Source organism: Arthrobacter sp. R3-55 (assembly GCF_054161505.1).
The window spans coordinates 2,146,914-2,163,454 of record NZ_CP096423.1; the positions used below are offsets into that span (position 1 = coordinate 2,146,914).

Below are 16,541 nucleotides of genomic sequence, written 5' to 3' on the forward strand. Positions count from 1 at the left end.
GGAAATGAATGCCAAAGCAATCGACCAGGAAACGCTGCTGCAAAATGAGCGTGATCCACTTACGCACACACCCGTTCACCTGCTGTCCTTGGATGGGGTGGGTAAGCACTACGGCAACATCATCGCGTTGAGTGAAGTAACCATGGCCGTAGACAACGGCCGCGTGACCTGCGTGCTGGGAGACAATGGTGCAGGCAAGTCAACGCTGATCAAGATCATCGCCGGACTCCACCAGCACGACGAGGGCGTCCTGAACATCATGGGCGAGGAACGGAAGTTCAGTTCCCCCCGTGATGCCTTGGACGCAGGCATCGCCACCGTCTACCAGGACCTTGCGGTGGTGCCGCTGATGCCGATCTGGCGCAATTTCTTCCTCGGATCAGAGCTCACTAAAGGCTTTGGACCGTTCAAGTCCATGGATGTCGAGCAAATGAAGGCCATTACGCTCAAGGAACTTGCCGAGATGGGCATTGACCTTCGTGACGTGGAGCAACCCATCGGACAGCTCTCCGGTGGTGAACGCCAGTGCGTTGCCATTGCCCGGGCTGTCTACTTCGGCGCGAAGGTCCTCATTCTCGACGAGCCCACTGCTGCGTTGGGCGTCAAGCAGTCGGGCGTGGTGTTGCGCTACATCCTCCAGGCTCGCGACCGCGGCCTCGGCGTCATCTTCATTACCCACAACCCGCACCATGCTTTCCCGGTGGGAGACCGGTTCCTGCTGCTCAAACGAGGCAAGTCGATTGGCTACTACGACAAGAAGGACATCACCCTGGACGAGCTCACCGCCCAGATGGCCGGTGGTGCCGAACTTGCCGAACTCGCCCACGAGCTGGAGCAGTTGGGCGGGCACGGGGATGTAGTCAAAGCAGTCAAAGCCGAGGTGGCCGACGTCGATGTCACAGTAAGTTCCGGCGCCCCGAAACACGGGTAATGCCGGCAGGCGGCGGGGTGTTCCGGAGCTGGTGCGGAACACCCCGCGCTGCTGTGCGCATCACCTGCACCCGCTACTTCCACAACCAGAAGGGATCACCATGCCGATCAGGGTAGGTGTTATTGGCGCCGGCATCATGGGCGCAGACCACATCAGGAACCTCGCCACTACCATCGGCGGGGCCGAAGTCACTTTTGTTGCAGACCTCGACGCCGATCGCGCGGCTGCAGCAGCGCCTGCCTCAGCACGCATCACCACGGACCCGTCGGAATTGATCAATTCCAGTGAGGTGGATGCCGTTGTTGTTGCCTCACATGATTCCACGCATGCCGGCTTGGTGCTGGAATGCTTCGAGGCGATGACGCCGGTGCTGTGCGAAAAGCCGCTGGCACCGACGCTTCTGGAAAGCCTGGAAGTGGTGGCGGCCGATGCCGACATGGTTGCCGCCACAGGAACCTCGCTCCTGTCCCTGGGCTTTATGCGCCGCTTCGACCCTGGCTACGTAGCACTCCGGGCAGCCGTGCAGGCAGGGTCGCAGGGAGAGCCCCTGATGGTCCATTGCGTTAGCCGCAATGCTTCCGCAGCACCGGGAGCCACCTCGGAATCCGCCATTACCAATTCGGCCATTCACGAGCTGGATATCATTCCCTGGCTCTTGGACTCGCCCATTGCGGAAGTGTCGTGGCAGGCCGGAAAAAGCACCCGGGATGCCGGCGATGGCCTGCAGGACCCGTCCTTCATGACACTTCGTACCGCAGATGGAACACTCACCACGTTGGAGTTGTTTCTCAATGCCCGGTATGGCTACACCACCCGCTGCGAGGTGGTCTCCGAGCTGGGAACCACGGCGTTGCAAGACAGTTCCCTTCTTGGCATCGAACAGGACGGAACGAAACAGGGTGTCATTCCGCCTGACTGGCGCCCCCGTTTCGCCGACGCATATCGCCTGCAGTTACAAGCATGGATCTCCGCCCTCACCCGTGGAGAACAGCCACCACTGGCCGGAGCACAGGACGGACTGAATGCAGCGCTTGTCGCCCAGGCAATGATCCAGTCCCTCCACAGCAGTGGGGCGTCGACGAAGGTCAGCTATTCATGACCACGCCCTTGCTTCCGCAGTCCCGTGTACCGGACTCGAAAGATGCTCCTGCACTTCGCTGGGGCATTTTGGGGCCGGGGTGGATCGCAGAACGGTTCGCCCAATCGGTCCAGGCGCATACCGGCCAGGTGATCACCGCCGTCGGATCCCGTTCGCTGAGTCGGTCAAAAGCGTTTGCGGAGAAATTCAACCTTCCAGCCGCCTACGGCAACTATCAGGAACTCGTTGCAGCACCGGAGGTGGACATTGTGTATATCTGCACACCACACACCTCCCATCACGCGTCCGCCCTGCTGGCAATCGACGCCGGCAAGCATGTCCTGATCGAGAAACCCCTGGGACTCAATGCCGATCAAGCGCGGGACATTGCTTCAAGGGCTGAGTCCGCAGGGGTATTTGCCGCCGAGGCCATGTGGACTTTTTTCCTGCCAAAGTTTGATGTGATCCGGCAACTCCTGGATGCCGGCATGCTGGGAACAATCACCACTATTGTTGCCGAGTACGGCGAGCACTTTGACCCCTCCCATCGCATCTTCCGTCCTGAATTGGCCGGAGGGCCCCTGCTTGATCTGGGCACCTACCCGCTGGCCCTTATCACAGAGGTGCTGGGGAGCCCGCGGGAATTGCACGCCGTCGGTCAGCCCCACAGGACAGGCGTAAACGCCCAGTTGTCGGCCATCATGACGTTCGACGGCGGTGCACAGGCAGCCGTGAACACCCACCTGCACAACTTCACCCCGACAACCGCAACGATCGTTGGTACCGATGCCACCCTGGTGATTGAAGGCCCCTTCAACATGCCGGGCGCGTTCGAGGTCAGATTCCCTGACGGGTCCCGGCTTCGCTATGACGAAGCATCGGGCAGCCATTTCGAAGGTCTGCACTATGAGGCGGCGGCGGTGGCGCGCTCCATTTCCAGTGGCGACTTCCAAGCGAGCCAAAGAACGCTGGCAGCATCCATCCGAACTCTCGAAGTCGCGGACGAAATCCGGCGCCAGCTGGGGATTGTGTTCCCAGGCGAGCACGGTCAGTAAACCACGGCCACCACCAGTATTTTCCCCCGGAAGGAACATCATGAAAGACATCACACTCGGCTTGGTCGGCGTGGGGCGCATTGGCGTCATGCACGCGAAGAACATCACCGCATTGACTCCAGGCCTCAGTAACAAGGGCGTCAATGTGCGGCTTCGCCTCACAGACGTTGCCGCTGACCATGCCAGAACGGTTGCGATGGACCTGGGCGCCGAATACGTGGAGTCAGTTGCGGAACTGATTGCCTCAGGGGTGGACGGCCTGGTCATCGCCACGGGCACAGGTACCCATCCGGAGCTGATCCGGGCAGGTGTGGACGCCAGTATCCCGGTCTTTTGCGAAAAGCCGGTGGCCATGAACGTGGACGAGGCGCTCCCCGTGCTGGACTATGTCCGGGACAACAATGGAGTGGTCCAGATCGGTCATCAACGCCGCTTCGACGCGGGCTACCTCGAAGCACGTCGCGGCTTTCAGGCCGGCGAGCTCGGTTGGATTCATTCAGTGCGTGCCGTCACCTGCGATATGACGCCGCCGCCGGTGGAGTTCCTTGCGACATCCGGCGGCTTGTTCCGCGACTGTTCGGTCCATGACTTCGACATCCTCCGCTGGTTGACGGGGCGCGAGATTGTTGAGGTGTATGCCAAAGGCTCCAACAACGGTGATCCCGCCATTGGTGAGGTGGGGGATGTGGACACGGCCCTGGCCGTTGTGACTTTTGACGACGGTACCGTGGGAACAGTTTCGGCGAGCCGCTACAACGGAGCTGGGCACGACGTCCGCCTGGAGATCCAAGGTTCCAACAAATCAGTCATGGTGGGCCTGGATGGGCAGAGCGCCATGGTCTCTGCTGAACCCGGTGTCATGTTCCCGGAAGGTGAACCCCACCGGACCTTTGCTGAGAGATTCGATCAGGCATATCGCTCCGAAATGGCGGCGTTCGTCGAGCTGATACTGGGGGAGAGGGAGAACCCGTGCACACCGGAAGATGCCGTGGCGGCATCGCGGGTAGCAGATGCCGCCCAGGAGTCGCTGGTGACGGGCGTGCCGGTCAGGGTGGCACTTCCGGTTAGGTTCTGAACAAAGTGAAAAGCCTCCTCCTGAGTCCGCGGATTCAGGAGGAGGCTTTTGTTTTGCGACGTCATGCCAAGCCGGGCTGATCAAGCCCCGAACGGAAGGCGTGGATCGATCTGCTGGCTGTCCCAGCCCTGGCGAACCCAGCCATGGTGCGGGTCATCGCTGATGAGCCACTCGCGGACCGGTCCGGGGCCGGCCATCACGTTCAGGTAGTACAGGTCATAGCCCGGTGCTGCCATGGCGGGGCCATGCCAACCGTAGGGGACCAGGACCACATCGCCTGTGCGGACTTCTGCCGCGACATCGATGGGCCGGTCATCAGAGGCGTATACCCGCTGGTAGCCCATGGCGTCCGCGTCCGAGGGCGCCCCGGAGCCGGCGGCAACTTGAGTCTCGAAGTAATAGATTTCTTCGAGGTGCGTTTCACCATCCTTTTCCTCATCATGCTTGTGCGGGGGATAGGAGGACCAATTGCCGGCGGGTGTGATGACCTCACACACAATAAAACGGTCGGCCTCCAGTGCTGCGGGCGTTCCGAAGTTGTGGACCTGCCGTGAGCAATTGCCGGCTCCCCGCAATTCGACCGGCGTCTCAGCCGCCGTGATCAGCCGCGTAGGATACGAAGCCTTGGCCGGGGCTGTCGCCACGGCAACCCGGCCGCCGTCGACCGACGTGATGGAAACGGCCTTGCCGGTGCCCGAGTACAGGACGTCGCTGGGACCGCTGAAGACAGATGCCCGTCCCGCAAGGTCGTATTCGGTGCCATCCACGGTGACAGTGAAGGATCCATTGAGCGGAACCACAATCCGCTCCTCACCAGCGGCTGGAAGTTCGACGGCGGAGCCCGCGGCCAGCGTGGCGACCTTCAGGCCCGTATGGGCCCAGCCGTCCACTGCAATAGCGGAATCTGATGTTCCGAGGGAGATGTCCCAGCTGCCTTCTGCGGCAGTGCCCAGGGGATAGACCCAGTTGGTCATGTGGGGGAGTCCTTTGCGGTTAGCGCTGTACAAGAGTCATTTCAAAGCTGTAGGAATCAGCGCGGTAGACGTGATGTCCTGTTTCAACCCGACGTCCGGTGTCATCCACGGCTGTGCGTTCCATAGTCACCAAAGCGGAGTTGACGTCCGTCTCCAAAAGGGGTGCTTGGTAGTCGTTGGCGATCATCGCACCGATCCGCTGTGTGGCGAGACGGAAATTAACGCCGCCCCTGCGGAGGATTGCGTAGAGGCCCTCAGCGGCGAGCATGGCTTCATCCATGCTCGCGATGTCATCACGGACCCAGTTTTCCATCAACGCCAGGGGCTTTCCGCCCACTTTGCGGAGGCGGGTGAAGTGGTACACCTTGGAGCCGGCCGGAAGTTGGAGCGTGGCCAGAGTTGGTGCGTCTGCCTCCATGTGCGAGAAGCTGAGAACTTCAGTTGTGGGTTTCTTGCCGTTATTGGTGAGGTCATCGAACAAGCTGGAAAGTTCCAGCGGCCGGCGCACCTGGCTGGAAACCACCTGCGTGCCCACGCCGCGTTTGCGGACCAGGAGTCCGGATCGGACAAGCTCATCCATGGCTTTGCGCATGGTGGGCCGGGATAAGTTGAGCTGTGCTGCGAGATCGATCTCGTTATCCAGCCGGCTCCCGGGTTCCAGGACGCCGCTGTGGATCGCTGCCTCTATGCCTTGAACCACCTGATGGTAAAGGGGGATGGGGGAGGAGCGGTCGATGTTGAGGCCGAGTTGATTCGCCACTGAATGTTCCCCACGTTCCAGGCTCAGTCCGCTCCGCCAATGCCTACAGCGTCCGCGGCATGTCACCCTTTGTTCTTTTGATAGGACATACCTTCGTTTTTCGATATTAGCAGGCATGCGTCAAGGGTCAAGTAGGCTCACACTCACACGTTTAGGCATGTCCTGACGTCAGCGCAGCGGCCAGCAATACTCGAGACGCGCCGCTGCTCGGCACGCGAGGTGCGCGTGGATATGTCACGGCCGTCCGCCGGGGAGATTTCGGCCAGAACCACCATTGCGTTGCCGTTGCGGCTTTCTCCTGGCGGTCCGTCATATGCAGACGATACTGGTGGCTGCCGCCGGGCCTCCGGGGAGGGCTTCTTTCCGACTACTTTACATAATGTAGATTATCGGCGTTATGCCCGGGGGTGGAAGGGGGTGCTGGAACTCCGCCTCCTGAACGTCAGGGGCCGCGCTGGTGCTGCTTCCTGGCGCGGCCCCCAACAAGGTGCTATTTCCCGACGTAGGCCGCCAAATGCTTGCCGGTCAGCGTCGATTCGCCAGCCACAAGCTCGGACGGCGTGCCGGCGAAAACGATCCTGCCGCCGTCGTGTCCTGCGCCGGGTCCGAGATCGATGATCCAGTCAGCGTGCGCCATGACGGCTTGGTGGTGCTCGATCACGATGACGGATTTGCCCGACTCGACCAGACGATCCAGCATTCCCAGGAGGTTCTGAACGTCTGCAAGGTGCAAGCCGGTGGTTGGCTCATCCAGTATGTAGATGTCACCTTTTTCGGACATCTGCGTGGCCAGCTTGAGCCGTTGCCGCTCACCGCCGGACAAGGTGGTCAGTGGCTGCCCCAGCGTGAGGTAGCCTAGGCCGACGTCTGACAGCCGGTCCAGGACCTTGTGGGCGGCCGGCGTTCTCGCCTCACCTTCACTGAAGAACACTTCGGCTTCGTCCACAGACATTGCAAGCACTTCTGCAATATTGCGATCCCCCAATTTGTACTCAAGAACCGAGGCCTGAAAGCGCTTTCCCTCGCATTCCTCACACGGTGACTCCACGGTGGCCATGACCCCCAGGTCCGTATAGATAACACCGGCACCGTTACAGGTGGGGCATGCTCCTTCTGAGTTTGAACTGAACAAAGCAGGCTTCACGCCATTGGCTTTGGCAAAGGCTTTGCGAATAGGTTCCAGAAGTCCCGTGTAGGTGGCAGGGTTGCTCCTGCGCGAGCCGCGGATGGCACCTTGGTCAATGACCAAAACACCCTCGCGCGTCGCTACCGAGCCATGGATCAGGGAACTTTTGCCAGAGCCGGCCACCCCGGTCAGGACGCAGAGAACGCCAAGGGGAATGTCGACGTCGACGCCTTTCAGGTTATTGGTTGCAGCTCCCCGGATCTCCAAGTGGCCTGAGCCGGGACGGACGGTTTCCTTGAGGGAGGCGCGGTCATCGAGATGGCGGCCTGTGATGGTGTCGCTCCCCCGCAACCCCTCCAGATCGCCTTCGTAGCAGACGGTGCCGCCGCCAGTGCCTGCGCCGGGTCCAAGGTCAACCACGTGATCGGCAATCGCAATGGTTTCCGGCTTGTGCTCCACCACCAGAACCGTGTTGCCCTTGTCCCGTAACTGCAGCAACAGCTGGTTCATCCGCTCGATATCGTGCGGATGAAGTCCAATGGTGGGTTCATCGAAGACGTAAGTCACGTCGGTGAGGGAAGATCCCAGGTGCCGGATCATCTTGGTCCGCTGTGCCTCTCCCCCGGACAAGGTGCCAGCCGGCCGGTCGAGGGATAGATACCCCAGGCCGATCTCCGCAAAGGAATCCAGAAGGTGCTGAAGGCCCTTCAGCAGTGGCGCCACCGACGGCTCATGGAGTTCGCGGATCCAGCTGGCCAGATCGCTGATCTGCATGGTGCAGACATCGGCGATGCTCTTGCCTTTGATCTTGGAAGACCGTGCCTCGGGGCTCAGCCGCGTCCCTTCGCACTCGGGGCACGTGGTGAAGGTGATGGCGCGCTCAACGAACGCACGGATGTGCGGCTGCAGCGCGTCCACATCCTTGCTGAGCATCGACTTTTGAATCTTGGGGATCACCCCTTCATAGGTGAGGTTGATGCCCTCCACCTTGATCTTGGTGGGCTCGCGGTACAGGAGGTCGTGGAGCTCCTTCTTGGTGAACTTGGCAATGGGCTTGTCCATGTTGAAGAAGCCGGAGCCGCTGAAGATCCGTCCGTACCAGCCATCCATGGTGTAGCCGGGAATGGTGAGCGCGCCCTCGCTGAGGGACTTGGTGTCGTCATAGAGTGCCGTGAGATCAAAGTCGTTGACGGAGCCCATCCCTTCACATCGTGAGCACATACCACCCAAGCGGTTGAAGGTGGCTTTCTCCGTCTTGGTTTTGCCCTCGCCGCGCTCAACTGTGATGGCACCACTGGCCTTCACGGTGGGGACGTTGAAGGAGTAGGCGTTGGGTGAGCCGACGTGCGGATGGGCGAGGCGGCTGAAGAGTATCCGCAGCATGGCGTTGGCGTCCGTGGCGGTGCCCACGGTTGAACGCGGGTTGGAGCCCATGCGTTCCTGGTCCACGATGATCGCCGTCGTCAGGCCTTCGAGCATGTCCACGTCGGGGCGGGCCAGCGAGGGCATGAAACCCTGCACGAATGCGCTGTAGGTCTCGTTGATCATGCGCTGCGACTCTGCAGCGATGGTTGCGAAAACCAACGAACTCTTTCCTGAACCCGAGACACCGGTAAACACCGTGAGCCGGCGCTTGGGGATCTCGATGCTGACATCCTTCAAGTTGTTCTCGCGCGCACCCTGGACCCTGATGAGATCGTGGGTGTCAGCGACATGCGACGCCGGAGAATCCGTGTCAGTGCTCGCGGCAATAGTCATCATTTCTCCATCTATGGGGCGGCGCTGCCCAACAGTCCCCCGTCGGCGTCGCCTGGCTATCCGTGACCGACCTCGGTCAGTAAGTTCGATTCTGCCATTGTCTTCCACCGTTTACTCGCTAAGAATGAAGCATGCCGGTATACGTGAGGTCCCTTGAAACCGCAGTTCCGCCAACCATCCTGGTCCAGCAGCAGGCGCGCGAAGTTTTCGCTTCCCAACCAGGCCTGACGCGGCTGGGAACGCGCCTTGTGAGCACCTGCTTTGACTCAGCAGCCATCGACACCCGTTACACGGCGGTTGCAGAGCTGAGCCTCGATGCACATTCGGAGAATCCGCAGTTTTTCGACCCCGAAACCAACAGGGTCCTCAGCCCGAGCACCAAGGTACGCAACGAAATCTTCGCTACGGAAGCCACCAAGTTGTTCGTGGAGGCAGGAAAGACGGCGGTGGCCCAGGCCTCGGGAATCGACCTCGATGACATCACCCACGTCATCACCGTCTCCTGCACCGGTTTCTTCAACCCGGGACCCGACTACAAGGTAGTCAGGGCGTTGGGCCTGAACCCGGCGGTTCAGCGCTACCACCTCGGGTTCATGGGCTGTTACGCAGCATTCCCCGCCCTCAAAGCCGCCAAGCAGTTCTGCGTGGCCGATCCCGAGGCCGTGGTCCTGGTGATCTGCGTGGAACTCTGTTCCCTTCATGTACGCACATCCAACGATCCCGATACGATCATGGGTTCAGCCATCTTCGGTGATGGTGCGGCAGCCGCCGTCGTGACGTCCAAAGAGCCGGAAGGGCCGGAACCGGTCATCAGGCTGGACCACTTCGAGACGGTACTGACACCCGTCGGCGAGGAAGCCATGGCCTGGAACATCGGCGATGAGGGATTCGAAATGGTGTTGGGCTCCTACGTCCCGCACATCATCGAGGAACACATCACAGGCGCCCTGGAACCACTCCTGGCCAAGGAGCCGGAGTTGGCCGGACTTCCTTACAGAGACATCACGCATTGGGCCATCCATCCAGGGGGCCGCAGCATTCTGGACAAAGTGGAGTCCAAACTCGAACTGACGCAAGAGCAGCTGATCCCTGCGAGGGAAATATTGCGTGAGTACGGCAACATGAGCAGTGCCACCGTGCTCTTTGTCCTGAAGTACATGCTGGGGCAGGCCGCCACGGAACGTGAGGAGCGGATCTGTTCCATGGCGTTCGGACCGGGCCTGACGGTGGAGACGGGACTCTTCACGCTGGTCTCCCCCGATCTGTGAGTCCATGGGGCCCTCTTCAGGAGAGGGATCTGTCCGCAGTGGAGGAAATGGACAAGGAAGACTGCGACCCCGCCCGCCTCACCAGGACGTATGCCAGGTTTCCGGTGGTCAACAGGCTCCTCTCGGGGTGGCACGGCATCTACCGCCACAGGATCCGGCCGGAACTGGCGTCCCAGGGTGCAGCCTCCTTGCTGGACATAGGATGCGGCAGCGGTGACGTTGCCCGGAGCCTGGCGGGATGGGCCCGCAAGGATGGTTTCCGCCTCACGGTGACAGCGATCGACCCTGATGCCAGGGCGTTTGCCTTTGCCTCCAAGGTTCCCGCCATTGAAGGTGTTACGTACCGTCAAGCGCACAGTTCCGAGTTGGTGGCCGAGGGCAAGGTCTTCGATTTCGTGATCTCCAACCACATCCTCCACCACCTCGGTTCCGGAGAACTTGCCGCAGTCCTGCGCGACTCGGAAGCACTCAGCCGCAGTCTGGTCCTCCACAACGACCTCAAACGCAGCAACCTCTCCTACGGGCTGTTCATGGCCGGATTCTGGCCGTTGGGATTCGGCTCGTACATCTTGGCTGACGGCTTGGTGTCCATCAAGCGCAGCTACACTGCCTTGGAATTGGAATCAACCGTTCCGGCGCCATGGAGGGTCGAGGCCAACGGACCTTGGCATCACCTTCTGGTGCTTGAGGATTCGCGGTCCACCCGGACGAGGCAGGAAAATGTTTGACGTAGTGATCGTCGGAGCCGGTCCCGTAGGGCTGTTCATGGGAGCACTGTTGCTCCAGCGGGGACATCAGGTGCGGATTCTGGAACGGCGGTCAAGCCGTAGTGACAGTTCCCGCGCCATTGGCATCCACCCTCCGGCACTGGCGGAGCTGGCTCGCGCCGGGGTTGCCGGCCAGCTGATTGCGGCCGGGGTCCATATCCACCAAGGTGTTGCCTATAGCCAGCGCCGGATGGTGGCCCGGTTGGCATTTGACGGCGATCCCGCTTTCCCATTCATCCTTGCAGTACCCCAGACGGTGACCGAAACAGTCTTGGAGAAGACCGTCATGGATCTTGACCCGGCGGCGATCGTCCGCGGCGCCGATGTCCACCACGTGGTGGATGACTTCCGGTCCGTGCGTGTCGCCGCCGATTCAGCCCGCGGTGCCCTTGAGTTCCGCGCCCGGCTGGTGGTGGCCGCTGATGGGGCGCATTCATCGATTCGTCAAAGGATTCTGCCGCATCTGCCCTCGCGGAGCTATCCCGATTGCTACATCATGGGCGATTTTGCTGATGCCACCGGTCATGGAACGGATGCCGTCCTGTATTTGGAGCCGGACGGGATCGTGGAGTCGTTCCCGTTGCCGGGCGGGGTACGCAGATGGGTGGTACGGCTGGGATCACCGGACCAAGGCACGACGGCGGCCGGGCTGGCTAAGCTGATCGGCGACAGAACCGGCGAAGTCCCGGACGCAGGCAGCAACACCATGTTGAGCGCCTTCGAGGTGCGGTCCCGGCTGGCGGCGCGTATGGTGCACGGCCGTGTTGTCTTGCTTGGCGACGCAGCCCATGAAATCAGCCCGATCGGAGGCCAGGGCATGAATTTGGGCTGGTTGGATGCTGCCCAATTGGCCCCCATCATGGATGCGTCCTTCGGCGGTTCGGACGTCGGCCGGTTGCTGGACCGTTTTGAGAAGTCGCGCAGGAAAGCAGCCAGGCGGGCTTCGCGTCAGGCAGGACTGAACATGGCGTTGGGCAGGCCGCTGCCACCGGCTGCCATGGAAGCGAGGAACAAACTCTTTGCCGGAGTGCTTGAGCTCCCCTCCGTGGCCGGGCTGGTGGAGCGGCGCTTCACCATGCGCTAGCTACTCAGGGGTGGTGTAGTAGCAGTCGTAGGTATCCTGGCTGACGATCAGCCCGTCACGCAGCTCAAAGACTGCTGTGCTTCTGGCGCGGATGGTATCGCCACGGTCCCAGTGCGGGAGATCCAGGAGCAACGTGGCCGACCAGTTCATCTCGAGGACCACGCGACTACCCTCGCTGGTGGTACGGACCACCTCGAACCGTTGATTGGCAACAATATCCTTGCTGTGGTCGGCACCGGCCAACGTCTCCTGCAGGTTCCTTGTGGAACCTGTTTTGGATAATGCGTGGGGCCACTCGGTGAGTTGGAAGTCCTCGGCAAGGTAAGGCTGAAGCTCAGCAGCTCCACCGCCGGCCTCAACAGCCCGGACGAATCCGAGGACACGGTCCAAAGAAGATGAATCGCTCATTGGTCGAGCCTAGCCCAAGGCAAAGGAGGCCCATGGCGATAGGCTCTTGCCATGAACCATCAACCTCAACACGAGGGCCTGAGGCCGGCCACGGACTTCACCCCCACCCAGATCCGGGACGCTGTCCGCAGGTTGCTTGATGCGGATGAACTTCCACTGGTTGTCCAAGCGGGCCACCCCGTGCTGCGGCAATTGGCAGCACCGTACGATGGCCAATTGGACGACGTCGAACTGGCGGCCCTGGTGGACCGCATGCGCGAGGTCATGCATGAGGCCCCGGGCGTCGGCCTGGCTGCTCCCCAATTGGGCATCCCCCTGCAAGTGGCCGTGCTGGAGGATCAGTACGATCTGGACCCCGTCTCCGCCGCAGTACGGCACCGGGAACAGATGGAGTTTTTCGTCATCGTGAACCCGCACTACACGCCGCTGGGTACGGAGATGGCCTCCTTCTATGAGGGCTGCCTCTCCGTGAACGGTTACCAGGCAGTGGTGACCCGCTACCGGAACGTGGAACTGAGGTACCTCACACCGGCGGGTGAGCCTGTGGAGGAATGGTTCTCAGGTTGGCAGGCTCGCATTGTCCAACATGAGACGGACCACCTCCACGGCACGCTGTACCTGGACCGCGCCGAGATCAGGTCCTTGGCCAGCAACGCTGAGCATTCCGCACGCTGGGCCACTCCGGACATCGAGGACGCGCGCCGGAGCCTGGGCTTCCTGCACTGACGACGGGTGCCGCCCCCACCGCGGACTAAGCCTGATTCGATTCAGTAGGCAGGTGCCGTGCCCACCAGCGAAGGATGTGCTCAAAGCGCTGCTTCCGGTGGTGCGGTGTCCCTGACCTGGACAACTCGTGGTCTTCGCCCGGGAACACCAGCAAGGCGGCATCAACTCCCTGGGCCTTCAATTGTGAGTAGTAGCGCTGGCCTTGCTCGATGGGGCATCGGAGATCGTTCTCGCTGTGCACCACCAGCGTTGGAGTTTGGACGGCACCCATCACGGCCATAGGGCTCTGGGCTGTCATCTGCTCAGCAGTTCCACCAGTGTATTCACCGCCGAAGAACCAGCCAATGTCCGAGGACCCGGCGAAGCTGACAGGGTCCAGGAAGCCGCGTTCCACAATCGCAGCCTTGAAGCGGTGATCGTGGGCGATGGTCCACGCCGTCAGGTAGCCACCGTAGGAGCCGCCCATAATGCCTACCCTGTCCTTGTCCAAGGATTTGTGGGCGGCCATGGCTGCATCCAGGTACGCAAGCACATCCTGCATGTCCAGTGTGCCCATCCGCTCCTTGATGGCGCGGCCATGGGCTTGGCCGTAACCGGCGGACCCTCGGGGATTGCACATCACCACTGCATATCCTGCGGCGGCGTAGACCTGTGCCTCGTCGAAGAAAGTCCCCGTGTACTGGGCAAAAGGGCCGCCGTGGATCGTGAGTAAGACCGGATGCGGTCCGGGCCCGTCCGGAAGGACAAGCCAGCCATGGACGGGATGGCCGTCGGCGGATTCGGCTTCAAAGTCCAAGGGCTCGCTGACGCGGGAATTGTTCCGGAGGGCAGCGGAGAAATCGGTCAGCAGACGCAGTTCCCCGCGTTCCAAGGAAGCGACGTCGCCCACGGTGGAGGCGTCGGAAAGGCTCACCGCGATTTCACCGTTTGCCGCTACCGTTGCGCCAATGACCACCCGGGCACCGTGGACCAGGGGCATGATGCCGCCGTCGGCCTTGACGTCAAGCAGTTCGACGCTGCCCAGGGCCGTGTTCAGGACAAGGACACTGGAAGGCCCGCTCGGCTCCAGCGGTCCTGAAACGTCAAGATGTTCGACGTCGGTCAGGGCAGCCGCCTCTCCCCCGCCGGTCGGCATCGCGTACAGGACGCCGTTCCGGGCAACGAAGTCCCGGCCGGTAGTCCCCAGATCCTGGGCTGTATAGAACAACCAGCGTCCATCCAGGGAAGCGCGGACTGCAGTCACCGTTTGGAGTTTTCCGTTGGAGGGCTCGACGACGGTCGGCTCGCCACCGGCGGCCTCCACCCTGTAAACCGAGGTGACCAGATCGTCGTCGTGCCTCTCATGCAGGGCCGCTACGAAGTAAAGGTGTGAGCCGTCGGCAGAGAAGCACGGGGACTCGTGGTCCGAGTCGCCAAATGTCAGCTGCCTGGCCACGGGAATGCCGGGGGCTACGGGAGTGGGCTGTTCGTGGGCAGCGCGTCCGCGGGGTACCACCGCAGGCTCACCGCCCAACTCCGGAACCTCAACAACGAACACCTGCTGGCGCTGATCGGCGGTGTAGCCGATGCCGTTCATCCTGTACTGGTTCGCGGTGACCAGGCGGGCGTCCTCGCCGGACGCGGTCAAGCCCTCCACGGTCCCGTAGCGCCCTGGTTCCGGGACGCGTGCCAGGAAGGCAATCCTGTGTGAATCGGGCGCCCATGTGAAGCCGCCCACCCCCGAGTGCTGATCGGTGATCCGCTGCGGCTCGCCGCCGGCTGCCTCCACGACGAACAGTTGGGGTTTGCCATCGGGATCGCTTCGGAGGAATGCCAGGACAAGGCCGTCAGGCGAGAACGCCGGCGAACCATCCCTGAAGCCGCGGGTGATTCGGCGCGGATACTTGGTGGTATCCAAGGGGATGGACCACAGCTGGCCGACATAACTGTCGGCATCAAAATCCGGCCTGGTGACAGATACCACCGCCTTGGTCCCATCAGGGTGGATGGCAGGGGCGGACACGGAGTTCAGCAGGGGAAGTTGCTCGGGTTTCACGAGGGTGAGCCTAGCCCGGCAGCCCCGTGCGCGGCACCTGACACTCCGGCCAGCCGTAGGATTGAAACCATGTTCTCCGACGCCGTCGCTGCCCTCCGCTGTCCGCTGTGCCACAGGGCGCTCCAGCTGATGGAACGTCCGCAGAGGACGTTGGTCTGCCCGTCCGGCCACCTCTTCGACGCTGCAAAGCAGGGATACTTCAACCTCTTGACAGGCAAGGGCACGGTCTTCGAAGCCGACACTGCCGATATGGTGGCAGCACGTCACCGCTTTCTGGAAGCAGGACACTATTTTGCTTTGACCACAGCAGTGGCCGAGGAAGCTGCGCGAGCACTGCCTGACCACGGCGCGGTGGTTCTTGACGCCGGAACCGGAACCGGGCACTACCTCCAAGCAGTCATCGAAGCATCCGGGGCCTCGGCGATCGGTCTGGACATTTCCAAATTCGCGCTGCGCAGGGCGGCCCGGCTCAACCCCCAGGCAGTAAACCTCGTGTGGGACATTTGGCGCCCCTTGCCTGTGGCTGAGAATTCAGTGGACGTGGTCATGGTGGTCTTTGCCCCTCGGAACCCCGCCGAATTCGGGAGGGTGCTACGTCCTGGCGGGAAACTGATTGTGGTCACGCCCAGGCCCGGCCACCTTGCTGAAATTGCTGACAGGACGTCCATGCTGGGCATCGAAGAAGGCAAGGAAGAACGGCTGGTTGACTCGATGAAGGGGCATTTCACCCTTACCAGGACCTATAGCCTGGACGTACCCATGGAGCTGACGGGCAGGCAGATGGGCGATCTCGCCTACATGGGCCCTGCCGGGCATCATCTCGGGCAGCAAGGAGAAGAAGTGAACGAGCCAAGCGGGTCCGTGGCAACCTTGGCGAAATTCCGGATCAGCGTCTTTACCGTGTCCTGACGTGGCACGCTGCATCGGGCTAGGATGGAAGAACAGCGACTGTGATCCCGCCTGCGGGGTCCGGGACCAAGGGGGAAACGATGTTCGAATGGCTCGGCGAGAATTGGTGGGCCCTCTGGCTCACAGTCTTCCTCGCTTTTGCAGTGGTGGAAATGCTCACCCTGGACCTCTTCTTCATCATGCTGGGCGGCGGAGCGTTGGCCGGACTGGTGGCCGATTTTGCCGGCGCGGATTTCTGGCTGCAGATCGTCATCTTCTGCGTGGTTTCCCTTCTCATGATCGCCTTCGTCCGTCCCGTAGCGCTCAAGCACCTGCATAAAGGCCCCGAAGAACAGCGGTCCAATATTGACCGCCTGATTGGCCAACCCGCTCTCGTCATCGAAGCCGTGAGCGGCACCAGTGGGCTTGTCAAGATTGGCGGCGACGTCTGGAGCGCCCGCAGCACCGCCGGCGTCATCGATGCCGGCGCCACGGTTCAGGTCACCAAAATCGACGGCGCGACGGCGGTTGTGACCTCGCCTGCCGAAAACAGCCCGCGCTGACCAAGCGCCCTGGATTCATGCGGTCAGGCAGTCACGCCGGACCGC

The 16,541-nt window shown here is 61.7% G+C and carries 15 protein-coding genes; 10 read left to right on the forward strand and 5 right to left on the reverse strand.

The annotated features are described in order from the left end of the window. Positions 1-4: 4 nt before the first annotated feature. The 4 genes from M1D51_RS10050 (at position 5) to M1D51_RS10065 (ending at position 4,139) form a co-directional block, all read left to right on the forward strand. The gene (locus tag M1D51_RS10050) at positions 5-931 is read left to right on the forward strand and encodes an ATP-binding cassette domain-containing protein (RefSeq protein ID WP_172322513.1); all 927 of its coding nucleotides are present in this window, start codon (positions 5-7) and stop codon (positions 929-931) included. A gap of 100 nt (positions 932-1,031) precedes the next feature. Beyond that, on the forward strand, positions 1,032-2,030 hold the full coding sequence (locus tag M1D51_RS10055) for a Gfo/Idh/MocA family oxidoreductase (RefSeq protein ID WP_172322514.1): 999 nt from the start codon (positions 1,032-1,034) through the stop codon (positions 2,028-2,030). After that, entirely contained in the window at positions 2,027-3,064 is a 1,038-nt protein-coding gene (locus tag M1D51_RS10060; RefSeq protein WP_458109364.1) for a Gfo/Idh/MocA family protein, read from the forward strand. Before M1D51_RS10055 ends, M1D51_RS10060 begins: the two co-directional genes overlap by 4 nt. A gap of 40 nt (positions 3,065-3,104) precedes the next feature. After that, positions 3,105-4,139 (forward strand): Gfo/Idh/MocA family oxidoreductase, encoded by a 1,035-nt coding sequence (locus tag M1D51_RS10065; RefSeq protein WP_458109365.1) that lies wholly within the window; start codon positions 3,105-3,107, stop codon positions 4,137-4,139. Between the two features lie 80 nt (positions 4,140-4,219). On the opposite strand, the gene iolB is transcribed toward M1D51_RS10065, so the two are convergent. The 3 genes from iolB to M1D51_RS10080 all read right to left on the reverse strand — a co-directional run bounded on the left by iolB (position 4,220) and on the right by M1D51_RS10080 (position 8,757). Beyond that, complete coding sequence (gene iolB / locus M1D51_RS10070; protein ID WP_458109366.1) at positions 4,220-5,113, reverse strand: 5-deoxy-glucuronate isomerase; 894 nt, start codon at positions 5,111-5,113, stop codon at positions 4,220-4,222. 19 nt (positions 5,114-5,132) lie between these two features. After that, entirely contained in the window at positions 5,133-5,873 is a 741-nt protein-coding gene (locus M1D51_RS10075) for a GntR family transcriptional regulator (protein ID WP_172322518.1), read from the reverse strand. A 490-nt stretch (positions 5,874-6,363) separates the two neighbouring features. After that, the gene (locus M1D51_RS10080) at positions 6,364-8,757 is read right to left on the reverse strand and encodes an ATP-binding cassette domain-containing protein (protein WP_458109367.1); all 2,394 of its coding nucleotides are present in this window, start codon (positions 8,755-8,757) and stop codon (positions 6,364-6,366) included. A gap of 131 nt (positions 8,758-8,888) precedes the next feature. Between M1D51_RS10080 and M1D51_RS10085 the strand changes: the two genes are divergently transcribed. The 3 genes from M1D51_RS10085 to M1D51_RS10095 are packed head-to-tail and all read left to right on the forward strand — an operon-like array spanning position 8,889 to position 11,876. Next, positions 8,889-10,025 carry a type III polyketide synthase gene (locus M1D51_RS10085; protein ID WP_458109368.1) on the forward strand — a complete coding sequence of 379 codons (1,137 nt, stop codon included), beginning with the start codon at positions 8,889-8,891 and terminating at the stop codon, positions 10,023-10,025. Beyond that, positions 10,022-10,753: a class I SAM-dependent methyltransferase gene (locus M1D51_RS10090; protein WP_458109369.1), complete on the forward strand. Its 732-nt coding sequence runs from the start codon at positions 10,022-10,024 to the stop codon at positions 10,751-10,753. The genes M1D51_RS10085 and M1D51_RS10090 overlap by 4 nt, the downstream gene beginning before the upstream one ends. After that, the gene (locus M1D51_RS10095; protein ID WP_458109370.1) at positions 10,746-11,876 is read left to right on the forward strand and encodes an FAD-dependent oxidoreductase; all 1,131 of its coding nucleotides are present in this window, start codon (positions 10,746-10,748) and stop codon (positions 11,874-11,876) included. The genes M1D51_RS10090 and M1D51_RS10095 overlap by 8 nt, the downstream gene beginning before the upstream one ends. Here the strand turns inward: M1D51_RS10095 and M1D51_RS10100 are convergent, their stop codons facing one another. Continuing rightward, positions 11,877-12,284 carry a nuclear transport factor 2 family protein gene (locus M1D51_RS10100; protein WP_458109371.1) on the reverse strand — a complete coding sequence of 136 codons (408 nt, stop codon included), beginning with the start codon at positions 12,282-12,284 and terminating at the stop codon, positions 11,877-11,879. It abuts the gene before it with no gap. Between the two features lie 51 nt (positions 12,285-12,335). Here M1D51_RS10100 and M1D51_RS10105 point away from each other — a divergent pair, with 51 nt between their 5' ends. Beyond that, positions 12,336-13,010 carry a peptide deformylase gene (locus M1D51_RS10105; protein WP_458109372.1) on the forward strand — a complete coding sequence of 225 codons (675 nt, stop codon included), beginning with the start codon at positions 12,336-12,338 and terminating at the stop codon, positions 13,008-13,010. Positions 13,011-13,035: 25 nt separating this feature from the next. Here M1D51_RS10105 and M1D51_RS10110 read toward each other — a convergent pair whose 3' ends face one another. Continuing rightward, positions 13,036-15,045: a S9 family peptidase gene (locus M1D51_RS10110; protein WP_458109373.1), complete on the reverse strand. Its 2,010-nt coding sequence runs from the start codon at positions 15,043-15,045 to the stop codon at positions 13,036-13,038. 69 nt (positions 15,046-15,114) lie between these two features. Between M1D51_RS10110 and M1D51_RS10115 the strand changes: the two genes are divergently transcribed. Further along, positions 15,115-15,954, forward strand: coding sequence for a putative RNA methyltransferase (locus tag M1D51_RS10115; RefSeq protein WP_458109374.1), 840 nt, complete (start codon positions 15,115-15,117; stop codon positions 15,952-15,954). 80 nt (positions 15,955-16,034) lie between these two features. Then, complete coding sequence (locus M1D51_RS10120; protein WP_311213385.1) at positions 16,035-16,496, forward strand: NfeD family protein; 462 nt, start codon at positions 16,035-16,037, stop codon at positions 16,494-16,496. The last annotated feature ends 45 nt before the right edge of the window (positions 16,497-16,541 follow it).

What these genes read in the sequence shown, in the direction of transcription:
- M1D51_RS10050 (WP_172322513.1), top strand. Translation starts at nt 5, where the DNA reads ATGAATGCCAAAGCAATCGACCAGGAAACGCTGCTGCAAAATGAGCGT.
- M1D51_RS10055 (WP_172322514.1), top strand. Translation starts at nt 1,032, where the DNA reads ATGCCGATCAGGGTAGGTGTTATTGGCGCCGGCATCATGGGCGCAGAC.
- M1D51_RS10060 (WP_458109364.1), top strand. Translation starts at nt 2,027, where the DNA reads ATGACCACGCCCTTGCTTCCGCAGTCCCGTGTACCGGACTCGAAAGAT.
- M1D51_RS10065 (WP_458109365.1), top strand. Translation starts at nt 3,105, where the DNA reads ATGAAAGACATCACACTCGGCTTGGTCGGCGTGGGGCGCATTGGCGTC.
- iolB (WP_458109366.1), bottom strand. Translation starts at nt 5,113, where the DNA reads ATGACCAACTGGGTCTATCCCCTGGGCACTGCCGCAGAAGGCAGCTGG.
- M1D51_RS10080 (WP_458109367.1), bottom strand. Translation starts at nt 8,757, where the DNA reads ATGACTATTGCCGCGAGCACTGACACGGATTCTCCGGCGTCGCATGTC.
- M1D51_RS10085 (WP_458109368.1), top strand. Translation starts at nt 8,889, where the DNA reads ATGCCGGTATACGTGAGGTCCCTTGAAACCGCAGTTCCGCCAACCATC.
- M1D51_RS10095 (WP_458109370.1), top strand. Translation starts at nt 10,746, where the DNA reads ATGTTTGACGTAGTGATCGTCGGAGCCGGTCCCGTAGGGCTGTTCATG.
- M1D51_RS10100 (WP_458109371.1), bottom strand. Translation starts at nt 12,284, where the DNA reads ATGAGCGATTCATCTTCTTTGGACCGTGTCCTCGGATTCGTCCGGGCT.
- M1D51_RS10105 (WP_458109372.1), top strand. Translation starts at nt 12,336, where the DNA reads ATGAACCATCAACCTCAACACGAGGGCCTGAGGCCGGCCACGGACTTC.
- M1D51_RS10115 (WP_458109374.1), top strand. Translation starts at nt 15,115, where the DNA reads ATGTTCTCCGACGCCGTCGCTGCCCTCCGCTGTCCGCTGTGCCACAGG.
- M1D51_RS10120 (WP_311213385.1), top strand. Translation starts at nt 16,035, where the DNA reads ATGTTCGAATGGCTCGGCGAGAATTGGTGGGCCCTCTGGCTCACAGTC.